Annotated in this window: 23 protein-coding genes, 2 tRNA genes and 8 pseudogenes; 17 read left to right on the top strand and 16 right to left on the bottom strand. The window is 68.2% G+C overall.

The window, feature by feature from the left end; genetic code table 11:
* Positions 1–59: 59 nt before the first annotated feature.
* On the top strand, positions 60–299 hold the full coding sequence (locus ACFQJD_RS11845; RefSeq protein ID WP_379798446.1) for a glutaredoxin family protein: 240 nt from the start codon (positions 60–62) through the stop codon (positions 297–299).
* On the top strand, positions 296–832 hold the full coding sequence (locus ACFQJD_RS11840) for a cob(I)yrinic acid a,c-diamide adenosyltransferase (protein WP_379798444.1): 537 nt from the start codon (positions 296–298) through the stop codon (positions 830–832). The genes ACFQJD_RS11845 and ACFQJD_RS11840 overlap by 4 nt, the downstream gene beginning before the upstream one ends.
* Before the next feature lie 13 nt (positions 833–845).
* Here the strand turns inward: ACFQJD_RS11840 and ACFQJD_RS11835 are convergent.
* Positions 846–1,999: pseudogene (locus ACFQJD_RS11835) on the bottom strand (multicopper oxidase domain-containing protein).
* Between the two features lie 299 nt (positions 2,000–2,298).
* On the opposite strand from ACFQJD_RS11835, the gene ACFQJD_RS11830 reads away from it, so the two are divergent.
* The 7 genes and pseudogenes from ACFQJD_RS11830 to ACFQJD_RS11800 all read left to right on the top strand — a co-directional run bounded on the left by ACFQJD_RS11830 (position 2,299) and on the right by ACFQJD_RS11800 (position 6,412).
* Positions 2,299–2,562 carry a DUF7553 family protein gene (locus ACFQJD_RS11830; RefSeq protein WP_379798442.1) on the top strand — a complete coding sequence of 88 codons (264 nt, stop codon included), beginning with the start codon at positions 2,299–2,301 and terminating at the stop codon, positions 2,560–2,562.
* A 42-nt stretch (positions 2,563–2,604) separates the two neighbouring features.
* Positions 2,605–2,678 (top strand) — tRNA-Val (locus tag ACFQJD_RS11825).
* A 551-nt stretch (positions 2,679–3,229) separates the two neighbouring features.
* Positions 3,230–4,975, top strand: a pseudogene (locus tag ACFQJD_RS11820) (bacterio-opsin activator domain-containing protein); the annotation flags it as partial.
* A gap of 83 nt (positions 4,976–5,058) precedes the next feature.
* Positions 5,059–5,202, top strand: coding sequence for a helix-turn-helix domain-containing protein (locus ACFQJD_RS11815; RefSeq protein ID WP_379800506.1), 144 nt, complete (start codon positions 5,059–5,061; stop codon positions 5,200–5,202).
* A gap of 458 nt (positions 5,203–5,660) precedes the next feature.
* Entirely contained in the window at positions 5,661–5,906 is a 246-nt protein-coding gene (locus tag ACFQJD_RS11810; RefSeq protein ID WP_379798440.1) for a DUF7344 domain-containing protein, read from the top strand.
* 121 nt (positions 5,907–6,027) lie between these two features.
* Complete coding sequence (locus ACFQJD_RS11805) at positions 6,028–6,189, top strand: hypothetical protein (RefSeq protein WP_379798438.1); 162 nt, start codon at positions 6,028–6,030, stop codon at positions 6,187–6,189.
* Positions 6,190–6,268: 79 nt separating this feature from the next.
* Positions 6,269–6,412 carry a DUF7557 family protein gene (locus ACFQJD_RS11800; RefSeq protein ID WP_379798436.1) on the top strand — a complete coding sequence of 48 codons (144 nt, stop codon included), beginning with the start codon at positions 6,269–6,271 and terminating at the stop codon, positions 6,410–6,412.
* A 50-nt stretch (positions 6,413–6,462) separates the two neighbouring features.
* Here ACFQJD_RS11800 and ACFQJD_RS11795 read toward each other — a convergent pair.
* Positions 6,463–7,490: pseudogene (locus tag ACFQJD_RS11795) on the bottom strand (LLM class flavin-dependent oxidoreductase).
* Positions 7,491–7,556: 66 nt separating this feature from the next.
* Positions 7,557–7,967, bottom strand: coding sequence for a response regulator transcription factor (locus tag ACFQJD_RS11790; RefSeq protein WP_379798434.1), 411 nt, complete (start codon positions 7,965–7,967; stop codon positions 7,557–7,559).
* Positions 7,968–8,247: 280 nt separating this feature from the next.
* Here ACFQJD_RS11790 and ACFQJD_RS11785 point away from each other — a divergent pair, with 280 nt between their 5' ends.
* Positions 8,248–9,303 carry a PQQ-binding-like beta-propeller repeat protein gene (locus ACFQJD_RS11785; RefSeq protein WP_379798432.1) on the top strand — a complete coding sequence of 352 codons (1,056 nt, stop codon included), beginning with the start codon at positions 8,248–8,250 and terminating at the stop codon, positions 9,301–9,303.
* A 236-nt stretch (positions 9,304–9,539) separates the two neighbouring features.
* Here ACFQJD_RS11785 and ACFQJD_RS11780 read toward each other — a convergent pair whose 3' ends face one another.
* From ACFQJD_RS11780 to ACFQJD_RS11755, 6 genes and pseudogenes are all read right to left on the bottom strand, one after another.
* Positions 9,540–9,902, bottom strand: a complete 363-nt coding sequence (locus ACFQJD_RS11780) for a hypothetical protein (protein WP_379798430.1) — start codon at positions 9,900–9,902, stop codon at positions 9,540–9,542.
* Positions 9,903–9,904: 2 nt separating this feature from the next.
* Positions 9,905–10,480, bottom strand: a complete 576-nt coding sequence (locus ACFQJD_RS11775; RefSeq protein WP_379798428.1) for a hypothetical protein — start codon at positions 10,478–10,480, stop codon at positions 9,905–9,907.
* Between the two features lie 61 nt (positions 10,481–10,541).
* Positions 10,542–12,151, bottom strand: a pseudogene (locus ACFQJD_RS11770) (hypothetical protein).
* Positions 12,148–12,915 carry an ABC transporter ATP-binding protein gene (locus ACFQJD_RS11765; protein WP_379800504.1) on the bottom strand — a complete coding sequence of 256 codons (768 nt, stop codon included), beginning with the start codon at positions 12,913–12,915 and terminating at the stop codon, positions 12,148–12,150. The pseudogene ACFQJD_RS11770 and the gene ACFQJD_RS11765 overlap by 4 nt, the downstream one beginning before the upstream one ends.
* 59 nt (positions 12,916–12,974) lie before the next feature.
* Positions 12,975–14,036, bottom strand: a complete 1,062-nt coding sequence (locus ACFQJD_RS11760; RefSeq protein ID WP_379798426.1) for a PQQ-binding-like beta-propeller repeat protein — start codon at positions 14,034–14,036, stop codon at positions 12,975–12,977.
* Positions 14,037–14,240: 204 nt separating this feature from the next.
* Positions 14,241–14,558 carry a hypothetical protein gene (locus tag ACFQJD_RS11755; RefSeq protein WP_379798424.1) on the bottom strand — a complete coding sequence of 106 codons (318 nt, stop codon included), beginning with the start codon at positions 14,556–14,558 and terminating at the stop codon, positions 14,241–14,243.
* On the opposite strand from ACFQJD_RS11755, the pseudogene ACFQJD_RS11750 reads away from it, so the two are divergent.
* Both ACFQJD_RS11750 and ACFQJD_RS11745 read left to right on the top strand, forming a co-directional pair.
* Positions 14,557–14,760: pseudogene (locus ACFQJD_RS11750) on the top strand (hypothetical protein); the annotation flags it as partial. The gene ACFQJD_RS11755 and the pseudogene ACFQJD_RS11750 overlap by 2 nt on opposite strands.
* An 814-nt stretch (positions 14,761–15,574) precedes the next feature.
* Positions 15,575–16,458 (top strand): annotated as a pseudogene (locus tag ACFQJD_RS11745) (complex I NDUFA9 subunit family protein).
* 70 nt (positions 16,459–16,528) lie between these two features.
* Here ACFQJD_RS11745 and ACFQJD_RS11740 read toward each other — a convergent pair.
* Together ACFQJD_RS11740 and ACFQJD_RS11735 are read right to left on the bottom strand one after the other, a co-directional pair.
* A complete protein-coding gene (locus tag ACFQJD_RS11740; protein WP_379798422.1) occupies positions 16,529–17,326 on the bottom strand; it encodes a hypothetical protein in 798 nt (265 codons plus the stop codon).
* A 71-nt stretch (positions 17,327–17,397) separates the two neighbouring features.
* Positions 17,398–17,820 (bottom strand): DUF7475 family protein, encoded by a 423-nt coding sequence (locus ACFQJD_RS11735; RefSeq protein ID WP_379798420.1) that lies wholly within the window; start codon positions 17,818–17,820, stop codon positions 17,398–17,400.
* 168 nt (positions 17,821–17,988) lie between these two features.
* Between ACFQJD_RS11735 and ACFQJD_RS11730 the strand changes: the two genes are divergently transcribed.
* Positions 17,989–19,164, top strand: a complete 1,176-nt coding sequence (locus ACFQJD_RS11730; RefSeq protein WP_379798418.1) for an MFS transporter — start codon at positions 17,989–17,991, stop codon at positions 19,162–19,164.
* A gap of 32 nt (positions 19,165–19,196) precedes the next feature.
* Here ACFQJD_RS11730 and ACFQJD_RS11725 read toward each other — a convergent pair whose 3' ends face one another.
* Positions 19,197–19,541 (bottom strand): hypothetical protein, encoded by a 345-nt coding sequence (locus ACFQJD_RS11725; protein ID WP_379798416.1) that lies wholly within the window; start codon positions 19,539–19,541, stop codon positions 19,197–19,199.
* Positions 19,542–19,842: 301 nt separating this feature from the next.
* Positions 19,843–19,927, bottom strand: a tRNA-Leu gene (locus tag ACFQJD_RS11720).
* Positions 19,928–20,065: 138 nt separating this feature from the next.
* Here ACFQJD_RS11720 and ACFQJD_RS11715 point away from each other — a divergent pair.
* Positions 20,066–20,625, top strand: a pseudogene (locus ACFQJD_RS11715) (DUF420 domain-containing protein).
* Position 20,626: 1 nt separating this feature from the next.
* On the opposite strand, the gene ACFQJD_RS11710 reads toward ACFQJD_RS11715, so the two are convergent.
* A complete protein-coding gene (locus tag ACFQJD_RS11710; protein ID WP_379798414.1) occupies positions 20,627–20,902 on the bottom strand; it encodes a DUF7521 family protein in 276 nt (91 codons plus the stop codon).
* A pseudogene (locus tag ACFQJD_RS11705) lies at positions 20,899–21,275 on the bottom strand (helix-turn-helix domain-containing protein). The gene ACFQJD_RS11710 and the pseudogene ACFQJD_RS11705 overlap by 4 nt, the downstream one beginning before the upstream one ends.
* Positions 21,276–21,380: 105 nt before the next feature.
* Here ACFQJD_RS11705 and ACFQJD_RS11700 point away from each other — a divergent pair.
* Positions 21,381–21,782, top strand: a complete 402-nt coding sequence (locus ACFQJD_RS11700; RefSeq protein ID WP_379798412.1) for a MoaD/ThiS family protein — start codon at positions 21,381–21,383, stop codon at positions 21,780–21,782.
* Here the strand turns inward: ACFQJD_RS11700 and ACFQJD_RS11695 are convergent.
* Positions 21,766–22,119: a hypothetical protein gene (locus tag ACFQJD_RS11695; RefSeq protein WP_379798410.1), complete on the bottom strand. Its 354-nt coding sequence runs from the start codon at positions 22,117–22,119 to the stop codon at positions 21,766–21,768. The genes ACFQJD_RS11700 and ACFQJD_RS11695 overlap by 17 nt on opposite strands.
* Positions 22,120–22,237: 118 nt before the next feature.
* Between ACFQJD_RS11695 and nirK the strand changes: the two genes are divergently transcribed.
* Together nirK and ACFQJD_RS11685 are read left to right on the top strand one after the other, a co-directional pair.
* Positions 22,238–23,323 carry a copper-containing nitrite reductase gene (nirK, locus tag ACFQJD_RS11690; protein ID WP_379798408.1) on the top strand — a complete coding sequence of 362 codons (1,086 nt, stop codon included), beginning with the start codon at positions 22,238–22,240 and terminating at the stop codon, positions 23,321–23,323.
* 77 nt (positions 23,324–23,400) lie between these two features.
* Positions 23,401–24,051, top strand: a complete 651-nt coding sequence (locus ACFQJD_RS11685; RefSeq protein WP_379798406.1) for a helix-turn-helix domain-containing protein — start codon at positions 23,401–23,403, stop codon at positions 24,049–24,051.

Below are 24,051 nucleotides of genomic sequence, written 5' to 3'. Positions count from 1 at the left end.
TGGACACTACCCGTCGTACGAGGCGAAATTACTTGCCGGCGGCGACCCAACTCGTGGGTATGGCTATCACGCTCTACGCCCTCGACGGGTGCCCGTACTGCGAGAAAGTCCACGACGCCCTCGACGCCAACGACGTCGACTACGACACCGTCTGGGTAGAGGCGCTCCACTCGAAGCGAAACGAGGTAAAGCGGGTGAGCGGCCAGCGCGGCGTCCCCGTCCTCGTCGACGACGCCCGCGGCGTCGTGATGCCCGAGAGCGACAACATCCTCGACTACGTCGAACGGACGCTCGCATGAAGATCTACACCGGCCGCGGCGACGAAGGAATGACCGACCTGCGGGACATGTCCCGCGTCTCGAAGACGAGCGCCCGCATCGAAGCCTACGGCACCGTCGACGAGGCGAACGCGCTCGTCGGCACCGCGCGCCCGACGGGCTACGGCGACGTCGACGAGTGGCTCGGAGCGATCCAGAACCACCTCCACGTCGTGCAGGCGGACTTCGCCAACCCAGACCCCGACGAGGACGACCCGCAGGTGCGGGCCGACCACGTCGACCAACTCGAGTCGTGGATCGACGAGGCTACCGCGGAACTCGACCCGCTCCAGTCGTTCATCCTGCCGGGCGGGAGCGAGGCGGGAGCCACCCTCCATCACGCACGCGCCGTCTCCCGCCGCGCCGAGCGCCGGGCGGTGGCGCTGGCGGCGGACGAGTCCGTCAACGAGGAGGCTATCGCCTATCTCAATCGCCTGTCGGACGCCCTCTTTACGTTCGCTCGGCTGGTGAACGCACGCGACGGCGTCCCCGAGGAAGCGCCGTCGTACGAGTAGCGCCGTCGTCCGATTATCCCTCGTAGCCCGCGTGCGTCATCAACTGCGAGAAGACGTCGCTCTGCATGGCCTCCTTGTAGACGACGCCGCCGAGCATCCCGCCGGGGTAGAAGTTCCCGTTCATCACGTGGCTGACCTTGTGGCAGTGCAGGAGGTAGATCCCGGGGTCGGCGTCGGCCTCGAACTCGACGGTGTGGCGTTCCGCGGGGGCGACGTTGGTGACGTCCTGCGTGTACTGGGCGGCCGACGGAATCTGTCCGCCGTCTTTCTCAACGAGGCGGAACCGGTGGTTGTGGACGTGCAGCGGGTGGGACATGTAGCCTGCGTTGACGAAGTGGAGGCGGACGCTGTCGCCGCGTTCGACGATGATGGGCGACCCGTCTTCGGGGTGGAGCGTCCGGGGGCGCTCTTGCCGTTGACGGTGAACACGTCCGGATCCCGGGAACGGGGACTGTAGGAGACGTCCTCCCCGGCGAACTTCCGCGGGAGCCGCGAGTCCCAGTCCTTGACCGTCATGAAGTACTCCCGGTCGGCGGGTTCGTACCCCTCGGGGTCGACCCGGAAGATGCCGTACATCCCCATGTCGATGTGGCGGTGGGTCTGGAAGTGACAGTGATAGAGGTGGGTTCCGGGGACGTTCGCCGGGATGGTGTAGGTGTGTTTCTCGCCCGGTTTGACGGTGATACCCGTCGTCGTCGGCACGCCATCGTCCTTCCAGGCCTTGCGCGCACCGTGGAAGTGGAGGGTGTGCGGACGCATCCCGTCGGTGTTGTCGAGGGTCACCTCCATGTCCTCGCCCTCCGTCGTCCGGAGGATGGGGCCGGGGACGCTCGGATCGCCGTCGTCGGCGCTGAACGCCCACACCTGCGGGAGTTCGATGGGGCCGCCCATCGAATCGAGGGGATGGACGGCGTGGCGGGCCGGTTGCGAGGAGACCGTGACCTGGCCGCCCTGCTCGTCGACGTTCACGACTTCGGGCGGACTCGTCGTCGGGAGCGACGGCGACGACGTGGCCGCCGTCTGAGTGTGGCCCTCGGCCGCCGCCATCGAGTCGGTTCGGGTCGGCGCGGCACAGCCGGCGAGTCCGGCCGCGCCCGCACCGCCAGTGAGAGCGAGAAATTCGCGTCGCGACACACGACTTCCGGGTGCACCGATTCGGTCGGTCATAACAGTTCGGCGTTCGGCGTTCGAGACTATATACACGGAACCACGTTCTCCCGACGGTGGAACGAGGCCGAACGTGTTCGGGAACAGGCGGTAGTTCGATCGGCGAAAACGGACGTGGGCCCGGCCGTCCGTAATCGCCGTCGCGCTCTCGTCGCGTCGACGTCGCTGTGCCGGACGGCGTTCGTGGGTAGATTCCGGAACGCGGTCTCGTCGGCCACGCCTCGTCCGTATCGGGCCGCAGTCGGACGAATCCCCGATCTGACACAAGAGTTTTATCTGTCGTCGTTGTAAGAACAGATATGAACAAGCATTTCGAGGACGCCCGATATTATCTCGGGCGAGCGAGCGAACACGCCAAGGAAGGAATCGTCGAGGAACTCGAACCGGTCGAACGGCGCTTCCGCGATCTGACTGGCCGTGACGAGAAACCGGAACCGTCGCGCCTGGAGAAGATCCAGTCGGAACTGAAGGAACTCGAAACGCGTGCGGAGGGAGAGACGCAGAAGGCCATCGCGGACGCTCGCGAACGGATCAAGCGGTACAGCGGCGAGTCGGGCGAGTAAAGGAATCCTTAAGTTACGGGACCGGATACGATCCGGTGCCTCGGGTTGGTGGTCAGCCAGGTTATGACGGCTCCTTCACACGGAGCAGGCCGGCGGTTCGAATCCGCCCCAACCCATCCGCTTTCCTGCCGTTCGTGAAGGAGATAGAACAGGCCGGCGACCGACAAGCGGAGCGACCTCAGTCGGTGCGTAAGCCGCCCTCGCTGAACGATCCCTTCGGATCGCTTCTGCCCGGACGCCGTCCTCTCTGAATCGCCGTTTTTCACGGTCGACTACGCGGTGTGCCGACACTGATTCTATGCCGTCGACGGACACTTCTCGTCCGATGCCACACGTGGAGCGGCGTGTGCCTCCAGTGGAAACGGACAGACGTTGTTCCGTCGATGGAACTATATTTCGTGGCGCAGATTGACGGATATGACATCGAAATTACAGGACATCTACGCCGAAACCCTGGCCGTCTTCGACCGGCGTGAGTTCCGAAACGAACCGCTCACTACCCCTGAGGTGGCGGATGCCCTCGACGCCGAACGCCGGACCGTGTACGAGCGGTTACGAAAACTGGCCGATCGCGGCAAACTCGAAACGAAGGAGGCGGGCGCTAATTCTCGGGTCTGGTGGCGGCCCCCGCCGATTCGTCCGCTGCGTGTACCGGTAGCGGCGGCGAATCGAAACCCTCCCCGGGGAACGCGACCGAGACGTAGAGCAACGGTCGCGGGCGATGGAGTCCGTGATCGACGGGGTCGCAATCGTCGACGAGGCCGGCGAGTACCGCTACGTCAATCAGCCCCACGTGGAAGTGTACGGGTACGACGACGCCGAGGCGTTTCTCGGCGAACACTGGCGGATGTGTTACCAGGAGGAGGAGCTTTCCCGATTCGAGGACGACATCATCCCGGCCCTCTACGAGGAGGGGTCGTGGCGCGGCGAAACGACCGGGAAACGCAAGGACGGCACGACTTTTCCGCAAGAACTCTCACTGACGGTCGCCGACGACGGGGGGATCGTCTGTGTCGTCCGCGACATCACCGACCGCAAGGAACACGAACGACGGCTTCGTGACGCCCGCCAGTTCAACGAGGAACTGGTAGAAAACGCCCCGTTCGGAATGTTCCGGCTCGACGACGAGCTCCGAATCACGTACGAAAACCCGCGAGCGGAGGAGATCATCGGCCTCCCGGACGAGAAGGACTCGTCGGACGCGATCGGAACGGACATCAGTAAGCTCCCGCCGATCGTCGAGACGGGCCAGGCAGATCTCTTTACGAGCCTCCAGGACGGCGAGACGATCGAATTCGCGTTCCCCTTCGAGTCGATCTACGGCAAGGAAGCGTACTTCACCGGACGTGCCGTTCCGGTGTATCGCGACGGCGAATTCGACGGTGCGATCCTGATGGCGACCGACATTTCGGAGCGCCGACAGTACGAGCGGGAGCTGGAACGCCAGCGCGAACAGCTCGCTGCTCTCGACGAACTCAACGACGTCGTTCGCGGAATCACGGAGGCGGTCATCGAGCAGTCCACCCGGGACGAGATCGAGCAGGTGGTGTGTGACCGGCTGGCGGAGTCCGATTCGTACCGGTTCGCCTGGATCGGCGCGATCGACTCGGATCTCCAGTTGGAAACGCGGGCCGAAGTCGGAATCGACGGGTATCTCGACGAACTCTCGCACTCGCCGGCACCGGACGACCCGACGGATCAGGACCCGACCGCGAGAGCCGTCCACACACAGGAGATACAGATCATCCAGAACGCACTCGAAGTCTCCGACGAGACGTTGCGCGATCACGCGCGCGAGTTCGAATACCGGTCGTCGGCCGTGATTCCGATCGTCCATCAAGGAGTCCTGTACGGGATACTCGGCGTCTGCTCGGAGCGCCCCGACGCGTTCGCCGAGGAGGAACGGGAGGTTATCGGGCAGCTGGGCGACGTCGTCGGCCACGCTATCGCCGCGGTCGATCGCAAACGGGCGCTCATGAGCAACGAGGTCGTCGAACTCGAGATTCGGATTCCGAAACTGCTGGAGCCACGAGACGACTCGGTGACTACCGACGAACCGGTTACGATCGATCGGGTGACACCACTGGGTGACGACGAGCACCTGATGTACGGCACGGCGACCGGAGACGCCGTCGAGGTGATCGACGCGCTCTGCGAACAGCTCCCGAACTGGAAGGACGTACGCACGTTCGACGAAACGGGCAGCGAGGTCCGGTTCGAAGGACGCCTCTCGGACGCACCGATCACGTCGATCGTCGCGGACCACGGAGGCAACTTCAAGCGCGGACGGATCGAGGACGGAGCGTACAGCGTGACCGTCCAGATCCCGCCGGGGATGGACGTTCGGCGAGTCGTCGATACGATTCGAGAGACGCATCCGAACGTCCGCGTCATCCGTCAGCGACAGGTGTCGCGGAGGGATCCGTTGTCACAGCAGTCGCTGAACAGCCTCGCCGAGGACCTGACCGAGCGCCAGCGGGTCGCGCTCGAAGCCGGATACTTCGGGGGTTCTTCGATTGGCCCCGGCACCGGTCCGGCGAAGAGGTCGCCGATTCGATCGGCATCGGGGCATCGACGTACCATCAGCACGTCCGAAAGGCCGAAAAGAAACTCCTCGACGTCGTGTTCACCGAACTCTAGTCTCAGTCACAAATTTTGGGCAGCCAAATTATGCGCCTGTAGGAGGTGGCTACTATCATGGATAGTGAGCCGGAATCACTGGGGATGGGGACTACTTCGAGAAGTCGTCGATCGTCGGCGACCTTCGCCAGCGACGGATTCTCGCGATTCTACTGGATCGATCTCGGCCGATGACTGCTCGCGAGATCAGCGTCCAGATCGCGGCGCGAGAGACGGATGTCGAACCGGCGGACGTAACCGAGGAGGGCTCCCGGTCCATTCGGATGGATCTCCATCACCGCTGCCTTCCGAAACTGGAACCGGTCGGCTGGATCGAACGGCGTCCGAACGGCGTCGTCGCCGAAGAACCCCTCCCCCTCGGCGTCGAGAAACTGTCGCTGCCCGAACTGCGCGAGCCGGAGCATCCGTTCTGGGACGCGGTTAGCGTCCTCCTGGCCCAACCCCGCCGACGGGAGTTGGTGTCGGTCATCGCCAACCAGCGCCACCGAGTCACGCTGGACGAACTCGCTACCGGACTTCGAACGCGTGGACGACCGTCCCGTCGAGGCTGGCCTGACGACGAACGGGACCTGCTCTGTACGCTCCATCACGTCGACCTGCCGAAGCTGGCGGAAACCGGGCTGATCGAGTACGACGCCGACGGGAAAACGATCGCTCGCACCCGCCGTCTGGCGGCGTTCGTCGACCGGATGGACATCGAGTAGGCGGGAGAGCCTGACTCCGACAGATCCGGGCCGTCGGTCCGGAGTCGGGACGTCTCCCGGATCGACGGATCCGTGCGACGTCGAGCGTCTGCCGGACGCCCGTGGGGTGCGCGGCGACGAGGTGGCCGACAGAGCGGCCGGCGGCGAGGTGACGGCCGCGAGCGTTCGTGTCTGCTACGACCGCAGTTCGTCGAACTCCCGGTTCGTGTCCGGATTGCTCCGCGTTCGGGTCCCGTGGCAGACGGCCCGACACGCGCTGGCTACGTCGACCGGCCTCCGCTGACGTGTGACTCGGCTGGGAAGCAGGTCCCTCTCACCGGGCTTGGCCGCACTTTTTACTCCGGAGTCGTCGTGCATCACGTATGTCGCGGACAGTCGAACTCAGCGACGACCTCGTGGAGCGTCTGGAAGACCACTGTGAGGAAGACGAAACGCTCGAAGAGTTCATCGGGGAACTCGTGCGGATCTACGAACAGGAGGGGCGGTTCACCGACCCGGGTCTGTAGGTGCCTTTCGTCGGTTCGGGCTCTCGGCACACCGTCCGATCGCCGTTCCGTCAGCGCGGCGCGAGACCGACGCCGTCGGCGAGCAGTTCGTGCGATCGGAGCGCGTCGCCGTGGTCGGTGACGACGTGCTGGATCATCACCTCGTCGACGCCGACGCGGTCGGCGAGCTGTGCCAGTAGCGCGTCGAGCGTGTCCGGACTCCCGGAAATCGCCCGTGGCCACTCGTCGGGATCGAGCGTGGCGGGCGTCGGCTCGGGGACCGAACCGAGTTCGTCGACGGCTTCCTCGACCGACGGTCTGGTCCCGACGACCCCGCGTTGCATCCGCGCGTAGGTCGCCTCGGCCGTCGCCCGAAGCCGCGCGGCCGCCTCGTCGGTCTCCGCACAGACCGCGTTCACCGCGACCATCCCCGCGGATCGTCGACGCCGCCGGCCAGCGGCGACGGCCGGAAGTGCTCGCGGTACTCCTCGAACGAGCGCGTGGCGAACTGCGGTCGGATGAACGCCGCGAAACAGTACGGCAACCCGAGTTCGCCCGCGACCGCCGCGCTCGACGGACTCGACCCGAGTACCCACGGCGACGGCGGGCCGTCGTCCGAGCGCGCGATCTCCAGGTCGCTGTAGGCGTGGTCGTCGGGGTAGTCGTCGTAGAGGTGGTTGACGACGGCCTCGATTTTCTCGGCGTGGTCCTCGTCCGGATTCCGGACGTGCCGTTCCGTCCCGAGCGCGCGATCGGCCGCGGGAGAGCCATTCGCCCGACCGAGGCCGGCGTCGATCCGACCCGGCGCGAGCGCGTCGAGCGCGCCGAACAGCTCCGCGACCTTGAACGGGCTGTAGTGGTTGAGCAACACCGCTCCCGACCCCAGCCGGATCGAGTCGGTTTCGGCTGCCAGGTGGCCGAGCAGCACCTCGGGGGACGTCCCCGCGAGGGAGCTCGCCCGGCCGTGGTGTTCGGCCACCCAGAACCGTGAGTAACCGAGCCGTTCGGCCTGCCGTGCGGTCTCGGCGGTGTTCGCGTAGGCGTCGGTCGCCGTGCCGTCGCTGGGAACCGGAGAGAGGTCTACGACCGAGAGATCCATATCCGGTCTCGGCGATTGCGAGAGAAAACGGTTGGCTTTCGGCCGTCGACCGCGCGGGTAGCGACGCTACCGCGCGTGCCGTTCGAGGACGTCGAGAAATCCCTGTCGGTCGATCGGTTTGGTCAGGTAATCGGCGACCATGCTCTCGTTCAGGTCGGCGTCCGGCTCGAAGGCGCTCACGACGACCACGCGCCCGTCGAACGGCTGTTCGTCGAGCCGTTCGATCACGGTCGGACCGGAGACGGTCGGCATACCGCGGTCCAGCACGAGGATGTCGACGGTGCCGTCGAGTTTCTCCAGCGCTTCCGCCCCGTCCGCCGCCTCTCGGATCTCCCAGCGTTCGTCGGCCATCCACAGGGCCAGCGTCTCGCGAAAGTCCTCGTCGTCGTCGACCAGAAGCACCGTCGCTCGGGACGGGCGCTGCACCGGCGGTTCCGAATTGGACCGGTCAGAGTTCCTGTTTTCCCTCTCGCTCATGGTCGTGATCACCGTTCGGAACGGAGTTGCTCGTCGCAATCCAGGTGACCGCGACCCGCGGAGAGAACGTGCCCCCTCCACGACGATACGGACACTGATGCAGTCGTTGCTCCGTTCTAACCATCCACGTTCTGGACCTCCATAAGCGTTGCCGCCGCGGGACGCCCGCGTCGACGGCCCGAATCGGAGTCCGCTCGGCCGGTCCGCCCCACCGACGAGGCGACGATCGCCCGCCGACACGTAACGCAACCTTCATTTCCGAATAGCCTCGTGTCGGCGTATGGTCTCCCGCAGAATCACGCTCCGGGCCGCCGGTGCCCTCCTCGGCGGCGTCGGTGCCGGCTGTCTCGGCCAGTCGGGGCCGACCGACGAACGGATCCGCTGGCAAAAGCGCGTCCGCGGCAGCCCGGTCCTCGACGGCGACTCCCTCTACGTGCTCGACCGGTTGACGCTCTACGCTCTCTCGCCCACCGACGGAAGCGCGCAGTGGATCGTCGAATACGACGAGAGCGAGTTCGACGAACGGCTCTGTCTGGGCAGTGCGCTCGCCGTCGACGACAGCCGAATCTACGTCCCGGCGTGCGACGGTCTCAGAGCGCTCGGGCGGGCGAACGGGACCCAGGAGTGGTTCGTCGGCTCCCCGCTCAGGAACGGCGTCGCCGTCGGCCACGGCCGGGTGTACGCCAACGGCGAGGGCCTGCTCGCGATCGACGCCGGGTCGGGGTCGGTCGACTGGCGCGCACCGCTGGGTGGCGACCGCCTCACGAGGCCCGCCGTGGCCGGAGACGCCGTCGTCGTCACCAACCGGCGCGACGGGGTCGTCGTCGCGTACGACGCCGCCGCTGAGCGCCGCTGGCGACGCCGGACCGACGTCGAGACGCGGAGTCCGACCGTCGCCGACGGGACCGTCTACGTCGCCACCACGTCCGACCCCGGTCGTTCGGGGCGGTTGCTCGCGCTGGATCTCTCGGACGGGAGCGAGCAGTGGGCCGTCGACACCCCCTCGCCGAGACGCGGGACGCGACCGGTCGTCGGGTCCGACGCGGTGTATCTCGGCTGTACCGGGCGCAACCACGGGACGCTGGTCGCGCTGCGTCGGTCCGACGGCTCCGAGCGGTGGTCGTTCACGGACGGGAACAGCGGCGTCTACGAACCCGTGGTCGCTGGGGGGACCGTCTACGCCGGGTCGAACGACGACCGTCTGTACGCGTTTTCGACGGACGGTGACCGCCGGTGGACCATCGACACGGGCAGCACCGTCGGTGACGTCGCCGTCGGCGACGGCCTCGTCTACGCGTCGAACAACGAGCGCCTCCTCGCCGTCGACCGGACGTGACCGGAGCGCGCCGACCCACTCGCCCCGTTCGACGCCCGTCACGCGGCGCAGGCGTACCGGCGCACCGGCGCGCCGAACGGGCCGACGACCACTGCCGCTATCAGCGTCGGGATGAACCGCTTTCGGGCGGTGTGTCCGCGAGCAGAGCGCATGGCCGAGAGTACGCGCCCGACGGGCTTGAAATGCTCAGTCCGGGCCGCCGTCTTCCGAACCGCGGTCGAGCGACGTCCCGGGAGTCACGAGCCCTCCGAGACGTACAGCGCGTACCGGTAGAGGCCGCCGTCGTACCACAGCAAGTTGTCGTTCGACAGCCGATCGACCGCCCCCAGACCGAGCGCTCGAAGCAGCGCGTCGTACGACTCGGAGAGCGGCGTCTGTTCGACGTACGACCCCCGAGCGATGGCTCTTTCGAGGACGTCCCGCGTCTCCGGCGCGAGCGCGTCCGCTTCGAGTTCGACATCGATTCGGGATCCGAAGACGACGTCTCGGAACCGCTCGCGCGAGTCGGCGACGGCGACGGCGAGGGCCGTGTGCGCCGTCTCGAGGAGGCGCTCCGTGGTGACGTCGACCCGATAGGCCCAGGCTCCGTCCGCCGTCATCGTCACGACGCGGCCGTCCAGGTCGCCGGCTCCGAGTCGACTCTCCCGTTCGGCCGGCCGCCGCAGGACGTAGGCGTCGCCGCGAAGCAGGTCCGCGGTGCTCGTCTCGCCGTCGGTCTGGGTGTAGCTGTGGAGTATCTTGAGCGCCCGCGCGCTCGGTCGGGGAGCGAGTCGACGAGGACGGCGTCCTCCGGGACCTGGTCTCTCGGCACGGTGTCGACGCGGACGAGCGCGCGTTCCAGCCGCTCGCGCCCGGTGACGACGTGTTTGATCTGGTAGTACGCTCCGTCGCGTGCCACGTAGGCGTCGTCGGGGAGCGGTCTGTAGCCGTACGTCGTGTGCCGGCCGTCGGGGAGGACGGCGTCGAGCGCCGTCCGGGCCGGGTCGCCGAACAGCGCCCCGTCCCCGGGTCGATAGAGCGCGTGTTCGACCGGCGAGGCGTCGACGGATTCGACGTCGAGGGTGTACTCGGGCGTCGAATCCTCGGAGCCGAGCGGCGAGGCCGACGAACAGCCGGCCAGCGCCGCGAGCGTCGTCGCTCCGGCCGTCTGGAGGAGGCGTCGGCGGGTGGGGACCATAGCGGAACGGGCGGCCGCGGCTATTTGTCTCTGTTGACTGGGGAGCGACGCGCCGGCCAGTTCACGCCAGGGTGTAGCGCCGGTACCGTCGGATCGCGTACCGATACGACCCGTACGACAGGCCGGCCGTCAGCGCGACGTAGACGCCGACCCCCGCGACGAACGCGGGCGTTACGGCGAGATGACCGGTGACGGCGTACCACGTCGCGACCAGTCCGACGATCGATCCGCCCCCGACGACGAAGAGGTACGCGACCGTCACGAGCGTCGACGGGACGACCATCTCGGTCCCCCAGAACTCGCGCTCCTCGTAGATGGGGTAGGCGCATCCGAGGCCGACAGCGAAGGGGCCGGCCGCGAGACACATCCACACCCCCGTCGCTGCGAAGACGGCGACGTACAGCGGGTCCGTCCCGACGAGCGCCGACGCGAGCGGGACGCCCACCGCGACGGGCAGCCCGACTCCGAGACCGGCGAGGACGCGTCCCCGAACGAGAGTCCGGGGATCGGCCGCGGTGAGCAGGAGGAAGGGCATCTGCGGTCGGTCGTCGCCGAGCGGGTTCAGGCCGAACGTCGCTCCGGCGAGATACGCCCCGAGACCGACGCCCGCCGCCGCCACCAGCGGTCCGAGCGCTTCCCTGGACGGCTGGACGACGGTCGTCCCGAGCGGGCCGACGAAAAAGAGCACTATCACGAGATGGCCGAGTCGCTGTGGCCGTCGAGCCGTGCGGACGAGAACGCCCCACGCGATCCGGCCGGCCGGCTGCCACGCGAACGGCGCGGGGGCGTGAGCCACCCCGTCGACGTCTTCGCCTCCCGGGCGTCGGTTCGCGCCGGCGTGTCGGTGAACCAGAGACGGGACGCCTGCCGCGTCGCGACGGCGAGTCCGACGGGCGTGAGCGCGGCCAGGCCGGCGAAGACGGTGAGCGCCCACGGCGACGTCGGGCGGGCGAGCGGCGTCCCGACGAACGCGAGCGCGACGTAGTCGGTCAGTGGATCGAACGCGAGCGGCGAGAGGAGCGCCCGGACCGACGTGTCGTCGGCGACGAGATACCGGCCGAGGAACTGGGACGCCACGACGAACCCGACGAGCACGAGGAGGCCCGCGCCTTTCAGGACGCGCCGGACGCCGGGCAGTCGTCGGAGCAGTCGAAGGACGCCGACGCCGGCGGTGTACCCCCAGACGGCCGCCCAGCAGACCAGCGGGAGCGCGACGACGCCGGCCGAAAGGAGGAGCCACGGCGCGCCGACCCCGAGTCCGAACGCGGTGACGGTCGCCGCCAGCGGCACGCCGAACCAGACCGCCAGCCGACCGAGTTCCGCGCCGACGAGGCCGAGGACGACGGCTCGCGGGTGAACGGCCGTCAGAACCAACTCCTCGGCGTCGACGCGGCCGATGCGTTCCAGCGTCCGGAGCGCCGCGAGGCCGAGGAGGACGACCGGCACCGCCGTGGCGGCGGGCGCGAAAAACGGGATCGCGTCGACGGAGCGGGCGGTCCGGCCGACCACGTACGCCGTCGGGAGGGCGAAGGCGAAGTTGCCGCCGAAAAACAGGAGGACGACGGCGAGGCCGGCGAGGCGGCGCTTGCTCCCGACGTAGCCCCGGAGGCTCCGGACGAACTCGGCGCGGGCGATGCGGCCGCCGTGGCGGACGTCGGTCCGGAGGCTCATCCTTCCTCGGCCGATCGCGCGTCGCTCGTGACCGCGAGGAAGGCGTCTTCGAGCGAACTGCTCTCGCCCATCTCCGCGCGGGCCTTCACGTCCATCGGCGACCCCTCGGCGACGAGTCGACCCTCGAAGAGGACGGCGACCTCGTCGGCGACGGCCTCCACGACCGGGAGGATGTGCGTCGAGAGGAAGACGGTCGTGCCCGCGTCCGCGAACTCGACGATCGACTCGCGGATGCGGCGGGCGGCCCGCGGGTCCAGCCCCGACGTGGGTTCGTCGAGAAACAGCACCTCGGGGTCGTGCAAGACGCTCTGGACGAAGGCGGTCTTCTGTCGCATCCCCTTCGAGTACGACCCGATGCGCCTGTCGGCGTCCTCGGTCAGGTCGAACCGGTCGAGGTAGTCGTCGATCCGTTCGCGAGCCACGTCCCGCGGGACGTCCCGGAGATCGGCGACGTAGTCGAGTTGCTCTCGGGCGCTGAACTCGTCGTACAGCGGCGGCGTCTCGGGGAGGTAGCCGACGTGGGCGGCAAGTGCGCGCCGGTCGTCGACCGAAACGCCGCAGACGCGGACGGTGCCGGACGTCGGCTGTGCGAGTCCGGTCAGAAGCCGCATCGTTGTCGTCTTGCCCGCGCCGTTCGGCCCGAGGAAGCCGTACACGGTCCCGGTCGAGATCGAGAGCGACACCCCGTCGAGGGCGACCTCCGGGCCGTACTCCTTCCGGAGGTCGGTCGCCTCGACGGCGAGGTCGGCGTCGGTGGAGGGCATCGAACGCGTCTCCCTTCCGACGGGCACCGCCTAACCGTTACGGTCGGCGTCCCTCGCGTTCACTCGTCGCGCGGCGGGAGGTCGCCGAGCGCGACGACGCCCGTGCTCTCGTTGCTCGCGTACAGGACCGCCCCGTCCGCCAGCACCGGGGGCGTGCTGACCACCGCGTCGAACCCCTCGATGCCGTGTTCCCACCGCACGGAGCCGTCGGATCGCTCCAGTGCGACGATACCGGGACCGCCCGATTCCGGGAGTCCGGTGGCGGCCGCGACGACCGCCTCCCGGCCGACGCTGACTCCGGTGTCGACGGTCACGTGGACGTCCGCCCGCCACGCCTGCGTGCCGTCCGCGATCGAACGGGCGAGGAGGCGTCCGTCCGTGGTCGCCACGAACGCCGTTCCGTCGGCGATCGCCGGCGGCACGTCGACGTGGTCGCCGACGGAGCCGAGCGTCCGCGTCCGGGTGCCGTCGGCGGGGTCGTGGACGGCGAGCGTCCCGCCGTCGGCGACGATCACCCCGCCGTCCGCGACGACGGGTGCCGTGTCGGGGTGGCCGAGTTCCGTCTCCCACTGTCGCGTCCCGTCGGTCGCCGCCAGGCCGCGGAGGACGCCGGTGTCGCCGTCCCGTTTGTAGCCGGCGGCGTAGACGCGTCCGTCGGCGATCGCCGGCCGCCTGGCTCCCAGCATCGGCGCTCGCCACGACTCCTCGCCCGTCCCCGCGTCGAACGCCACCAGGCCGGTTTCGGCCACGGGAACGGCGAGTAGCGACTGGTCGGCCGCGACCGTCGGCCCGCCACGCGCCGGCCGGGGCAACGGCCTCGACCACAGTTCCGAGCCGTCGTCGCGCGCGAGCGCCACGAGGCGCGTCTCGGCGGCGACGACCAGTCGGTCGTCGAGGAGCGCGGGCGTGTGGTCCGCCGTCCCCTCGAGTTCGACCCGCCACCGTTCGCTCCCGGTGCGGGCGTCGACGGCCGTCGCCTCCGCGGCGACCGAGAACGCTGTTCCGTCGGCGACGAGGGGCGCGGCGAGCTGGGCGACCCCTTCGTCCCAGGCCGGCGCGGCGCGCGCTGGCACGGTGACGTCGGCAGCCCCCGTGTTCCGGGCGTCGTGTGCGTGCTGCATCCACTGTCCGGCGGGACGCGTCGGCAGTTCTCGATTCGGCCCGCCGGAACAGCCGGCCAGCAGGGAGAGCCCCCGGCAGTCGTCGCGAGGAACGTCCGTCGGTTCATAGCGGAGGTAGTCGCAAACCCACCTTCATCCCTCCGGTAACTAAAGGCGCGATTCGTGTTACTCGGCCGCCCGCCTTCGGCCGGCGTCGAGACGGATTCACAGCCAGTCGCGGACCGGCGGCACGAGTTCGAGCGCCGCCGCCGCGAGATAGAGGCCGAACGCGACGGCGACGACGCCGATGGTTATCGTGCCCGGGGACAGTCCCCAGAGGACGGCCTGTACGCCGGCGACGACGAGGACGAACGCGACGCCGACCAGCAGCAGGGTTCCGACGACGTCGAGGAGGGCGTCCTTGACGGCGTTCCGGACGACGGTGTAGAGGCGCGCTTCGTCGAAGCCGGCCGCCCCGCCGTCCGCCTTCGGCGCGTCGTCGTCGGAGCGATCGGGCCGCGAGCCGTTCGAATCGGGGACCATGATCGCAGGTGTCGTCGCCGGCGTTCGTAAACGTACGGGTGCGAACGCCGGCGACGCCCGAGGACGTCGACTTTTCAGGGACGACCCCGTAGCGACGCCCATGCCGCCGGACGAACTCGCCCAGTTCCTCGCTGGCTCCCCGGAGCGACGCCGACTCCTGACGCATTTGGCCGACCGGCCGGGGACGCCGGCCGACCTCGCCGACGCCCTCTCGCTTTCGCGGCGGAGCGTCCAGCGCCACCTCGGTCAGTTCGCCGACCGCGGGTGGGCCGAGAAGGCGGACGGAGCGTATCGACTCACGACGACCGGCGACCTCGTCGTCGACGAACACACCGCGTATCTGGAGTCGCTGGATCGGATCGAGACGTTCCGTCCGTTCTTCGACGCGCTCCCGGACCGCGAACACGCGCCCGACCCACGGTGGCTGGACGACGCGACGCTGGTCACGGCGACCCCGGAGAACCCGCAGGCACCGGTTCGCGAGTATCTCGACGAGGTCCGCGGGCTCGCGACCGACCGCGTTCGGATGCTCTCGCCGATTCTGAGTCGGGGCTTCCACGACGCCCACGCGGCGCTGGCGAGGCGCGGCGTCCACACCGAACTCGTGATGGACGCGGCGACGATTCGACGCGCGCGGGAACTCAACCCCGCCGAGTTCGAGGTCGTCGTCGGCCTCGACGTACTGGACCTCTACCGACATCCCGAGCCGATCGGATTCGGTCTCACCCTCGGCGACGACCGGATACTGGTCGGTGCGTACGACGAGGAGGGCCACCTCCGCGCCTGCGTCGCGTCCGCCGACGGCGACTTGCTCCGGTGGGGAGACGACTGTTCGACCGCTACCGCGACGCCGCGGAGCCGGTCGACTCGTCGCTCCCGCTGGGATAGGTTGGCGGTCCGCGGCGAACGCGCTCGACGGTCAGCGGACGTGCAACGACAGTCGGTGGCGGACGTGCCACGGTCCGTCACAGCCGCCGGGAGATATCGTAAACTCCCCGCGGGCCGCCCGACCACGTATGCAGATACTCGTCGTCGGTGGCACTGGATTCGTCGGAACGGCGCTCGTTCGCGAACTGTGCGCCCGAGACCACGCGGTGACGGTGCTCTCCCGGACGGCCGAAGCGGAGCCGAGCGACGACGTCCGGGCGGTCGACGGCGACGTGACCGACTACGAATCCATCGAGGGCGCGTTCGCAGGGCAAGACGCCGTCGTCAATCTGGTCGCGCTGTCGCCGCTGTTCACGCCGCCCGGTGGGAACGAGATGCACGAACGCGTCCACCTCGACGGAACGAGACACGTCGTCGAGGCGGCGGCGGCACACGGCGTCGACAAGCTGGTTCAGATGAGCGCCCTCGGCGCTGACCCCGAGGACCGACCGCGTATCTCCGCGCGAAGGGGAACGCGGAACGGGTCGTCCGGGCGTCGACGCTCGGCTGGGTCCTCGTCCGGCCGTCGGTGGTCTTCGGCGACGGCGGGGAGTTCGTCGACTTCACGAAACTGCTGACGACGCCCTACGTGACCGGCCTGCCCGGCGGCGGGCGGACGTGCTTCCAACCGCTCTGGGTCGGCGACCTCGCGCCGATGCTCGCCGACGCCGTCGAGGACGACGCCCACGTCGGCGGCGTCTACGAACTCGGCGGCCCCGAGGTGCTCACGCTCGCAGACGTCACGAAACTGGTCTACCGGGCCGACGGCAGAGCCGTCCGCGTCCTCCCGGTGCCGATGGCCCTCGCGAAGGTGGGCCTAACGCTCGGTGCGCTGCTCCCCGGGTTCCCGATGGGGTCCGACCAGTACCGGTCGCTCCGACTCGACAACACGGTCGACGAAAACGACGTCCGGGCGCTCGGGCGCGAGCCGTCCGACCTCCGGACGCTCGACTCCTACCTGACGGGTGACTGACGCCGCCGAGGGCGGTCCCGACGGAGCAGACCACGACGAGCGCCGGGGGCTCCCCGTCGAGCGCCGTCGGTCACCGCGTTATCGTCCGGTAGAACGCCACCGAGAAGACGCCGAAAAAGCCCCCGACGAGCGTACCCAGCGCCACGACGACGAGCGCGACGCCGAGCGAGGCGGCCAGCGACAGGTGGGGGAGCGCGGCGACCTCGGGCGGCTGGGGCGAGGACAGCAGCGACAGCAGGCCGAAGCCGAGGCCGGCGAGTCCGCCGATCACGATGACGACCGCCGTGTAACCGAGCGTGCTCACGAGGTTGTTCCGGACGACGGCGACGCTGTGTTTGAGGCCGTCGAGCGCGCCGTATCCGTCGAGGACGATGGCCTGTCCGTAGAACTGGACGAGGAAGACGAACACGATGTAGGCGAGGACGACGACGAGGGCGACGACGCCGAGGACGGCGATGATGCCCATTCCCACCGCGCCGAAACTGGCACCGCCGAGGAACGCGAAGCCGCCGACCAGGGCGGCGACGAACGCGACGAATCCGAGCACGAAGTTGACGCCGACGATGAGCAGGTAGGCGACGAGCACCGACACGTAGTTCGATTTGCCGTCGTCGACGAACGTCGAAAGCGACGTCCGGCCGCCGAGAGCCTCGTCGGCCATGCCGATGACGCCGGCCATGAAGAACGGCGTGAGGAACACGAACACGAGCGAGATCGCGAGCGAGACGACGCTCGCCAACAGCGGATGCACCGACCGCAAGATCAGTTGCGGGAGCTGGAGCAGCATCACGACCAGCACCGGGACGAAAACGACCGGGTTGCGCTGGAGGGCGCGCGGCGTCTGTCGGAGGGCTTTCAGGACGGACATGTCTCGTGGTTCGAGTGACGGCGGAGAAAAGTGTTTTCAAACCGATCAGTGCGACGCGGCTCCGCGTCCGTTCAGTCGGCGACGTACAGATACGCCGTACAGACGGCGAGCAGGGTTTCCGCGGTCTTCGCGACGACGGCCATCACGTTCAGTTCCGGTCCGCGGTAGAACGCCGCGAGGAACTCGATCTCGCTCCCGGGCGGCCACACGAAAAACGCCACCAGCGTGAGGAGGCTGTAGACGGCGGCGACGAGGAACAGTTCCCGGCGCCAGAACCGGGACAGATACACGAGCAGACCGACCAGGAAGCCGATCCCGTTGAGCGCGAAGAGGGTGGCGAGCGTCTGGCTGAAGCCGACCACCTGCGGTGCCAGCGTCAGGTGGACGATCCCCGTGACGAGAGCCAACGCGATCGCGACGTATCCGATCGGAGTCTGCGGGAGGTTCACGAGCGATTCGCCGCCGGTCGCCGTGCCGAATTCGGTTCGTGCCATACCAGTACTGTCAGATGAAGAAGTAAAAGTACGGGTGGTCCGATTCTCAAACACTGGGACCGGCGACGAACGCTCCGAAGCCCCTATCAACGTCCGCCGTCCAACTCCGACTATCGTGTGTGGTTCCGGTGAGAGACGAGCGACGTCGGGCGGTCCAGTCTCGACTCCATGAACGACAGACGCCGTCTCGCGGCCATCGTCTGGAGCGTCCTCGTCTCACAGGTATTTCTCTATCCCGGCCTCGAGGATACGGTCGCCGCACTGGGCGGTGACGGCGACATCCTCGCCGGCACGTGGTTTCTCGTCGCCGAGTTCGGGGCGTTCGTCGTCTGTGCCGTCCTCTGGGGCGTCGTGAGCGACGCCCTCGGTCGGCGGACGCCGCTGGTCGCCCTCGGCGCGGCCGGCGGGGCCGCGAGCTACGTGGCCGTCTCGCTGGTCCCGCGAACGGGCCTCGGATTCGGCACGGTCTTGCTGTTACGGGTCGTCGGCGGCGCGTTCACCATCGGCGCGTTCTCGCTGTCGGTCACGATGCTGATGGACCTCTCCGGGGGACACGGGCGGAACATGGGGGCGGCCGGCACCGCCATCGGCCTCGGCGCGGCGCTCGGATCGGTCGTCGGCGGACAGCTCGCGTCGCTCGATCCGCTCGCCCCGCTGTACGGCGGGGCCGCCCTGCTCGCCGGTGCCGCGGCGCTCGCGCTGACGATCCCCGACCGCAGCCCGGGTGACGGGCTGCCCTTCGACGCCCTCCTCGACCGCGTCTATCGGCGGCCGACGCTGCTCGTGCCGTACGCCTTCGGCTACATCGACCGTCTGACTGCGGGCTTTTTCGCGCTGACCGGCGTCGCCTACTTCCGGGAGACGTTCGGCATCGACGCGGCACAGGCGGGGATCACGCTCGGGTTGTTCTTCGTCCCCTTCGCCGTCTGTCAGTACCACGTCGGGGCGCTGTCGGACCGTATCGGCCGCTTTCTCCCCGTCGTCGTCGGGTCGATGCTGTACGGCGTAACCATCGTCGCCGTCGGCCTCGCCCCGGGGTACGCCGTCGCCGCCGCCCTGATGGTCGTCGTCGGCGTCTGTGGCGCGTTCGTCTCGCCGACGACCATGGCGCTCGTGACCGACGTCGTGCCGGCGTCGGAACGCGGCGTCGCGATGGGCGGATTCAACGTCTTCGGGAGCCTCGGGATGTTGAGCGGGTTCCTCGTCGGCGGCGTCGTCACGGAGCTGTACGGCTACTTTCCCGCGTTCGTCGCCGTGGGCGGTCTGGAACTCGCCATCGCCGTCGTCGCGTCCCGGTCGGTCCGGCGGATCACCACGGACCAGGGGCGTTCTACGGCGCGGTGAGAGGCGGTCTCCGTCGCGTAACGGGCCGGCCCCTACAGTCGGCCACCGCCGACGTACGCGAGCGCGAGGCACCCGACGAGAATCGCTCCGCCGAGGACGACGTCCGGGACCGGGAGACGTGACTCGCCGACGAAGCCGACGGCGACGAGCGCTCCCGCGACGACCGTCGGGCGCGGATGCGACCGTAGCTCCCGGCCGAAGGCACGGAACGACCAGTAGGCCGTTTCCGGCACCGACGCGATCGCGGCTCGGAGTGGCCGATTGCCGTCGGGATTCCCGGCCGGATCGAACGAGTCGAACTCGCCGGCGCTGACTCTCACGACGTCGCCGGTGTGGACCCGGCGGCCGTCGGCGTCGCCGACGCGGAGCAGCGTCACCGTCTCCCGCTTCGACCGACGACGCGGTAGGTGCCGTCGGGACAGTCGGCATCGGTCGGGCGGACGTGGTCGTAGACGGCGGGCGAGGTCATGCGTGGGTGGAGCGTTCGTTCGCGGCGGCGGAAAGAATTGCGTTGGTGTCCCGTGCGACGCGTGGAATCTGACCTGCCGAAGCTCCACGCTGACGGATCGCTACGGCGGTCGCTCGAACTCGTTGCGTCGGTAGGAGTTGTGCGTGGGTGATGTCCCGTGAAGGAATCACCCGCATCGTGTCCGGTGGAACGTGGTTCCACCCGTGCGATGCGTGGGACCGGATTTGAACCGGCGGACCTCTACAGGACAGCGCCCTCAACGCTGCGCCGTTGGCCTGGCTTGGCTACCCACGCTCGCTGTGTCTTGTGCACTCTTCCGTACCGTGGCCCCGATTAAATGACTTTCCTTTCGCCCGTGACGCGGCGGGCGGTCACACCCAAACAGTACCGCGTTCCCGTGGGATTTTGACGGTGGAGGCCCACCGTCCGCGCATGGAACTCCGGGCCCGCGATCGCGTCCCCGAACTGACGGTACTGCTCACCGCCGCGTCGCTGGCGCTCGTCTTCGGGGCGGTCCTCGGTGTCGTTCCGCGCGGGATCTTCCCCCGCGCCTCCGACGCCGTCGTCGCGGCGATCCCCCACGTCAACGCCGTCGTCAGCACTGCGGCCATGTTCACCATCGCTGCCGGCGTCGCGTTCATCCGCCGCGGCGACGTCCGCAAACACCGCGCCTCGATGGTGGCCTCGCTGTTTCTGTTCGCCGTCTTTCTCCTCCTCTATCTCTACAAGGTCGTCCTCGAAGGGCCGGCGGACTTCCCCGGTCCCGCGTCGGTCCACCAGTTCGTCTACCTCCCCTGCTCGCCGTCCACATCGTCCTCGCCATCGTCTGTATCCCCCTTCTCTACTACGTGTCGCTGCTCGCGCTGACGCGGCCGGTGTCGGACGTCTACGACACGGCTCATCGGACCGTCGGTAGGGTGGCGGCGACGCTGTGGTTCGTCTCGTTCGTGTTGGGGAACGCCGTCTACGCCCTCCTGTACGTCGTGTACTGAGTCATTCGACGTACAGCGAGTAGATGATGACCGCGAACCCGAGGAGCGTGAGGCTGCTCTCGAGGGCGACGCTGTAGGCGAGGCCGAACGGCGACAGTTGGTCCATCACGCCGGCCAGTATCGCGCCGAGCGTGACGATGCCGAAGCCGATGGAGAGCGCTCGAAGCGACGGCGACCCCGTCCGCCGATACGCCTTGAACGACAGGTAGGTGATGAGGCCGCCGAGGATGAGCGTCAGCGTCTTGATGACGACGACGGCCGTCTGGACGTAGCTCATGTCTCCTTGCGCACCTCCCCCAGAGCGACGCCAGCCGCTCTTCCGCGGTCCGCGCGGGTCGGCTGATGGAGACGTCGAGGTCCTGACTCTCGGTGAGGCCGAAACAGACCTCGTCGAAGTCGATCTCGTACCGCGTCGCGTGGTGACCGTCCGGCCGAATCTCGGTGGCTTCGGACAGGAGCGACGCGTCGGCTAACAGGTCGAGTTTGCGGTAGGTGGTGGACATCGGGATATCACACTCCTCCGACACCTCCGTGGCCGTCATGGGCTCGTCGAGGTGTCTGATGATGGTCCTGCAGTCGGCGTCGTCCAGTGCGTTCAGGACCGACTGCAGGTCGGGCGTCTCATCGCCCGATAACGGGTCACGCACCATGGCGGGCACTCGCGAGGGGAGCTACTTAGACGCCTCGCTTCGCGGTGCGTCGCCCCGAACATGTTCGCACGTACCCTTTCGGGGGTTCGCGTCGTCGGGATACGTATGAGCGCGAGTCGGACCCATTCGGAGACGACGGCCACGAAGACGACGGTGACGGTGCGTGCCACCGGTCACGTGCTGACGGCACTGGGCACCTCCGGGATCGAATTCACGTTCGAGGGCGACACCCTCCGGGAGTTCCTCGAGGCCTTCTTCGCGGACCACCCGGAACTGGAGGAGATGCTCATCGCCGAGACGGAGGCGGAGGCGACGACGCGGGGGTGGGCGAAAGCGCCCGACGACCTCCCGGGGACGTGGCGGAAAAATCCCGAAGGGGAACAGACGCGCACGTACGCCCGAGTCCTCGTCAACGGCCGTTTCAACGAGAACCGTGACGGCTTCGACACGAAACTCGAAGATGGCGACCGGGTGAGCCTCGTCTATCCGTTCATCTTTTGTTGTTGAGGCGGCCGTTCGAACACCGCCCCGACCGTCCAGGCGTCGAGAGCGGTCTCTCCGTGCTTCGGGTTGGCCGGTGCAGATCCGAACGCGACGCGAGTCCGTGGACGCGCCGGCGAGCGGCTGGCTCGGTGCGCTGGTCGTCGCCGCCGGCGGCCTCGGTAGCATCCGACTCGGTGCGGACAGTCACCTCGACGGCGCGCTCTGGTCGCTCCTCGGCGAGGGCCCGGATGCCCCGACCGAAGCCGGCCCGTTCCCGAGCCGATCCCACCGTTCCCGAGCCGACCCCACCGCTCCCGATCGCCGACCCCACCGCTCCGACGGCAGTGATACGTTCGTCCACTCCTTCCGTCCTTTATCACAAACCTCAGAACATCTTCGGGATCTGTCTTCGGAAATGGGAACCAGATACCCGTCTTATGGTGATCCTCGCCCTCTCTCGAACTGTGAGGTGACCACCAATGCTCGAAACGACGCGGCGTCGGACGCTCAAGGCGATGGGCGTCGGCGGTGCGACGGCGGTGGCGGGTTGTGCGACGAAAGCCCCCTCGGCCGCGGAGTCACAGCGGCAACGCGAGACCATGGAACAACAGTCCAAACCCAAGACCGACCGCGTGGCGGCCGATCCGACCGACATCCCCGGTCCGATCACCCGGAGCGAACCCGCTGAAGTCGACGTGACCCTCCGCGCGGAGGAGGTGACCGCCGAGATCGAACCCGGCGTCACGTTCGACTTCATGACCTACAACGGACAGATTCCCGGACCGTTCGTCCGCGTCCGCCAGGGCGACACGGTGAACCTCACCTTCGAGAATCCGGACTCGAACGTGATGCCCCACAACGTCGACTTCCACGCCGCCGCCGGGCCGGGCGGTGGCGCGGAGGCGACGATGACCGCCCCGGGCGAGACGACCCACCTGAGGTTCAAGGCCACCTACCCCGGCGCGTACATCTACCACTGTGCCGTCCCGAACATGGACATGCACATCAGCGCGGGGATGTTCGGCATCATCCTCGTCGAACCGCCGGCGGGGCTCCCCGAGGTGGACCAGGAGATATATCTCGGCCAGCACGAGATCTACACCGACGGACAGGCCGGCCAGGAAGGCCACCACAGTTTCGACGTGGCGTCGATGAAAAAGGAGGAGCCGACGTACGTGCTGATGAACGGCGAGAAGTACGCCTTCACGCCGGACGTCTACGGCCCGGCGGCGACGCTGGAGACGGGCCAGAAGGCCCGCGTCTTCTTCGTCACCGGCGGTCCGAACCTCACCAGTAGCTTCCACCCCATCGGCAACGTCTGGGAGGAGTACTACCCGCAGGGGTCGCTGAGTACGGACCCGCAGAAACACATCCAGACGTCGCCCGTCGTCCCCGGGAGTACGGCCATCGCGACGATGTCGTTCCCGGTGCCGGGCGACTTCAAAATCGTCGACCACGCGCTGACCCGCGTCGCGCGCCGGGGCTGTATGGCCGTCGTCGCCGCGGAGGGCGAGGAGAACCCCGACGTGTTCGACCCCAACCCGCAGTCGAACGCGTCGGCCTGATGGCCTGATCCCCGTCCTCCCCGAATATATTCGGGAATTCATATACTGCTCCGCCACGTAGGGTGTCGCATACGACGATGCCAAACGCGAAACTCAACGTCACGCTCCCGGAAGGGGTGTGGATACGCGACCTGTCCAGCGAATTTCCGGACGCGACGTTCCGCGTCCTCGCGGCGCTTCCGGACGAAGAGACGGGCGTCGGTCTCGTCGAGATCAGATCCGACGACCTCCGGAACGTCATCGAGACGATGGACGAGCTGGAGGGCGTCTCCGCGATCGACCCGCTCCGGGTCGTCGAGGACGAAGCCCTCGTCCAGTTCGAGACGGACGAACCGCTGTTGTTGCTCTCGATTCGGGACTCCCGGATCCCGTTCGAACCGCCGGTGACCATCTCCGACGGCGCGGCCGCCGTCGAGATCACGGCCTCGCGGGAGCGGCTCTCGGAACTCGGCGAGCAGTTGCGCGCGTTCGGGATGCCGTTCGAGGTGGAGTACATCCGCCAGTCCATCGACTCGCGCGACCTCCTGACCGAACGCCAGCGCGACCTCCTCCGGACGGCCGTCGAGAACGGCTACTACGACACGCCGCGCCGGTGTACGCTGACCGAACTCGCGGAGAACGTCGGCATCGCCAAGTCGACGGCGAGCGAGCAGCTCCACCGCGCGGAAGAGACGGTCGTCAAGGAGTTCGTCTCGGACGCGTTCGGCGACTCGTTCGACGACCAGTAG

The organism is Haloplanus sp. GCM10025708 (genome assembly GCF_042663985.1).
Classification (GTDB): domain Archaea; phylum Halobacteriota; class Halobacteria; order Halobacteriales; family Haloferacaceae; genus Salinirarus; species Salinirarus marinus.
Note: the sequence above shows the minus strand (reverse complement) of the source record. Positions and strands in the feature narration are given on the sequence as shown.

What these genes read in the sequence shown, in the direction of transcription:
- ACFQJD_RS11845 (WP_379798446.1), top strand. Translation starts at nt 60, where the DNA reads ATGGCTATCACGCTCTACGCCCTCGACGGGTGCCCGTACTGCGAGAAA.
- ACFQJD_RS11840 (WP_379798444.1), top strand. Translation starts at nt 296, where the DNA reads ATGAAGATCTACACCGGCCGCGGCGACGAAGGAATGACCGACCTGCGG.
- ACFQJD_RS11830 (WP_379798442.1), top strand. Translation starts at nt 2,299, where the DNA reads ATGAACAAGCATTTCGAGGACGCCCGATATTATCTCGGGCGAGCGAGC.
- ACFQJD_RS11800 (WP_379798436.1), top strand. Translation starts at nt 6,269, where the DNA reads ATGTCGCGGACAGTCGAACTCAGCGACGACCTCGTGGAGCGTCTGGAA.
- ACFQJD_RS11790 (WP_379798434.1), bottom strand. Translation starts at nt 7,967, where the DNA reads ATGAGCGAGAGGGAAAACAGGAACTCTGACCGGTCCAATTCGGAACCG.
- ACFQJD_RS11785 (WP_379798432.1), top strand. Translation starts at nt 8,248, where the DNA reads ATGGTCTCCCGCAGAATCACGCTCCGGGCCGCCGGTGCCCTCCTCGGC.
- ACFQJD_RS11780 (WP_379798430.1), bottom strand. Translation starts at nt 9,902, where the DNA reads ATGACGGCGGACGGAGCCTGGGCCTATCGGGTCGACGTCACCACGGAG.
- ACFQJD_RS11775 (WP_379798428.1), bottom strand. Translation starts at nt 10,480, where the DNA reads ATGGTCCCCACCCGCCGACGCCTCCTCCAGACGGCCGGAGCGACGACG.
- ACFQJD_RS11765 (WP_379800504.1), bottom strand. Translation starts at nt 12,915, where the DNA reads ATGCCCTCCACCGACGCCGACCTCGCCGTCGAGGCGACCGACCTCCGG.
- ACFQJD_RS11760 (WP_379798426.1), bottom strand. Translation starts at nt 14,036, where the DNA reads ATGCAGCACGCACACGACGCCCGGAACACGGGGGCTGCCGACGTCACC.
- ACFQJD_RS11755 (WP_379798424.1), bottom strand. Translation starts at nt 14,558, where the DNA reads ATGGTCCCCGATTCGAACGGCTCGCGGCCCGATCGCTCCGACGACGAC.
- ACFQJD_RS11740 (WP_379798422.1), bottom strand. Translation starts at nt 17,326, where the DNA reads ATGTCCGTCCTGAAAGCCCTCCGACAGACGCCGCGCGCCCTCCAGCGC.
- ACFQJD_RS11735 (WP_379798420.1), bottom strand. Translation starts at nt 17,820, where the DNA reads ATGGCACGAACCGAATTCGGCACGGCGACCGGCGGCGAATCGCTCGTG.
- ACFQJD_RS11730 (WP_379798418.1), top strand. Translation starts at nt 17,989, where the DNA reads ATGAACGACAGACGCCGTCTCGCGGCCATCGTCTGGAGCGTCCTCGTC.
- ACFQJD_RS11710 (WP_379798414.1), bottom strand. Translation starts at nt 20,902, where the DNA reads ATGAGCTACGTCCAGACGGCCGTCGTCGTCATCAAGACGCTGACGCTC.
- ACFQJD_RS11700 (WP_379798412.1), top strand. Translation starts at nt 21,381, where the DNA reads ATGAGCGCGAGTCGGACCCATTCGGAGACGACGGCCACGAAGACGACG.
- nirK (WP_379798408.1), top strand. Translation starts at nt 22,238, where the DNA reads ATGCTCGAAACGACGCGGCGTCGGACGCTCAAGGCGATGGGCGTCGGC.
- ACFQJD_RS11685 (WP_379798406.1), top strand. Translation starts at nt 23,401, where the DNA reads ATGCCAAACGCGAAACTCAACGTCACGCTCCCGGAAGGGGTGTGGATA.